The sequence below is a fragment of the Microbacterium sp. B19 genome (assembly GCF_000333395.1).
In the GTDB taxonomy this organism is placed as follows: Bacteria; Actinomycetota; Actinomycetes; order Actinomycetales; family Microbacteriaceae; genus Microbacterium.
Genome location: NZ_BADA01000085.1, coordinates 1 through 1,964 on the forward strand (window position 1 = coordinate 1; position 1,964 = coordinate 1,964).

The following is a 1,964-nucleotide window of genomic DNA, read 5'->3' on the forward strand; positions in this document are numbered from 1 at the left end:
AGATGGCGACGTTGCGCGTGCCCCTCGACTACCTCCGTCGCAAGGCGACCTGTGGGATGCGCGCGACCGCGCAGATGCGACCCCGAGGCCGAGGCGCAGGCTCGCGTCCACGAGATTTACCCCGAGCTCGAGATGCTGATCCGCGCTTGACCTCCAGCGCTGGAGGTCTGTTCCACTCGCTCCATGAACACTTCTCATGACACGGTCCTGGTGACCGGGGCCACCGGATACCTCGGAACCCGCGTCGTCGCCGACCTCCTCCAGCGCGGCACACCCGTGCGCGCCGTCGTCCGCTCCCTGGAGGGGGAGCCGCCTCTCCGCGACGCCGTCCGCCGCGCCGGCGCCGACGACTCCGGCCTCGAACTGACCGTCGCCTCCCTGACGGAGGATGCCGGATGGGATGCCGCGGTCTCCGGGGTCGCGGGCGTCTACCACCTGGCATCCCCGATGACCCTCGCCACGGAGGACGCGAACCTCCTGGCTCCCGCGCGCGACGGCGCCCTGCGCGTACTCCGCGCGGCTCGGGATGCCGGGATCCCGAGGGTCGTGCTGACCTCGTCGTTCGCGGCCGTCGGGTACTCGCCGAAGCCGCTGAACGACGAGGGTGCGCGGGAGTACGACGAGCGCGACTGGACCGACCCGGACGCTCCCGGGCTGCCGGACTACCCGCGGTCGAAGACCGTCGCCGAACGCGCCGCGTGGGATTTCGTTGAGCGAGAGGGCAACGGGCTCGAGCTCGTCGTCCTCAACCCGACGTGGATCGCGGGTCCCACCCTGACCGCTGACCCGCGTTCGTCATTGCAGGCGTTCCTCGCGATGCTCGATGGGCACATGCCGTTGGCACCGCGGCAGCGGTTCGGCATCGCCGACGTCCGCGACGTCTCCACGGCGCACCTGGCCGCCATGGACACGCCGGACGCCGCGGGCAAGCGGTACCTCCTGCTCGCCGACGGGCCGACGATCTCGTGGTTGGGCGTGGCATCCCTCCTCCGGGAGCACCTCGGCGACCGGGCTGGGGCCGCGCCGACCGAGGAGGTACCGGGCGACGACCTGCCGCCGCTCGTGATCCACAACGAGCGCGCGAAGGCGGAACTCGGCTTCAGCCCGCGCCCGGCCGAGACCACGATCTTCGAGACGCTGGACGGCATGCGCGAGCGCGGGATGCTCGACCAGGGCTGACCCGCGCCGCGCCGGTGACCGGTCCGCGAGACTGCATCCGCCTGACGAACCCACTGCAGACTGCAGGGGAGATGTCAGGCGGATGCAGTCTCGGCGACCCGGGGCACGCTCCGGGTCAGGCCAGTACCTTCTGCCACGCGCCCTCGTAGGAGATCGGAGTGAATCCGATCGCCTCGTTGATCGACAGCATGGGGCGGTTCTCCTCCGCGTTCCACGTCATCACGCGCGGGGACTCCGGGACGGCGTCGCGCCACGCGAGCAGACCGGCGCACTTCACCACCATGCCGAGACGGTGTCCTCGATGGGATGCCACGACCAGAGTGTCCTCCTGGTGGGTGACGGCCGTGCGGTCCTTGCCGATGGACAGTTCGTTGAACGCTGCGAGCTCGCCGCTGTCGACGTGCTGCGCGACGGTCACGAGGACGTGCCGGTCGGCGTCGGTGTAGCGACGTTCCCAATCGGCGACGCGGGCGGCATCCCACACCTCCTCGTCGTAGTCGAGGTCGGCGGCGGGGGCGTCGGTGATCATGCGCGACTTCATGTAGGCGAAGGCATCCACGAACTCCGGCGGTGTCGGAAGCGTCCACTGGATGACGCGGTAGCCCGATGCCGCGGTCTCGGCCTCGGCGAGCAGGCGCCGCAGGTGCGGCTCGCTGCCGTCGAGCTCGAGGCGGCTCTGTCGGACGATCTGCTCGAGCGTGTATCCCGCGGCCTGGAAGAACCGCGCGGCCCGATCCAGCGGGATGCGGCCGAAGCCGGTCGGCGCGTCCAACTGCGGACCCTCG

General features: G+C 70.8%; 1 protein-coding gene and 1 pseudogene. One reads left to right on the forward strand and one right to left on the reverse strand.

Annotated elements, in window-relative coordinates:
* Window positions 1-183 precede the first annotated feature (183 nt).
* Window positions 184-1,179, forward strand: a complete 996-nt coding sequence (locus tag I5G_RS02790; RefSeq protein ID WP_022877689.1) for an NAD-dependent epimerase/dehydratase family protein — start codon at window positions 184-186, stop codon at window positions 1,177-1,179.
* 115 nt (window positions 1,180-1,294) lie between these two features.
* On the opposite strand, the pseudogene I5G_RS02795 reads toward I5G_RS02790, so the two are convergent.
* Window positions 1,295-1,964: pseudogene (locus tag I5G_RS02795) on the reverse strand (GNAT family N-acetyltransferase); the annotation flags it as partial.

Bases quoted from the DNA above. Each gene is read 5' to 3' on its own strand.
- I5G_RS02790 (WP_022877689.1), top strand. From the start codon at position 184: ATGAACACTTCTCATGACACGGTCCTGGTGACCGGGGCCACCGGATAC.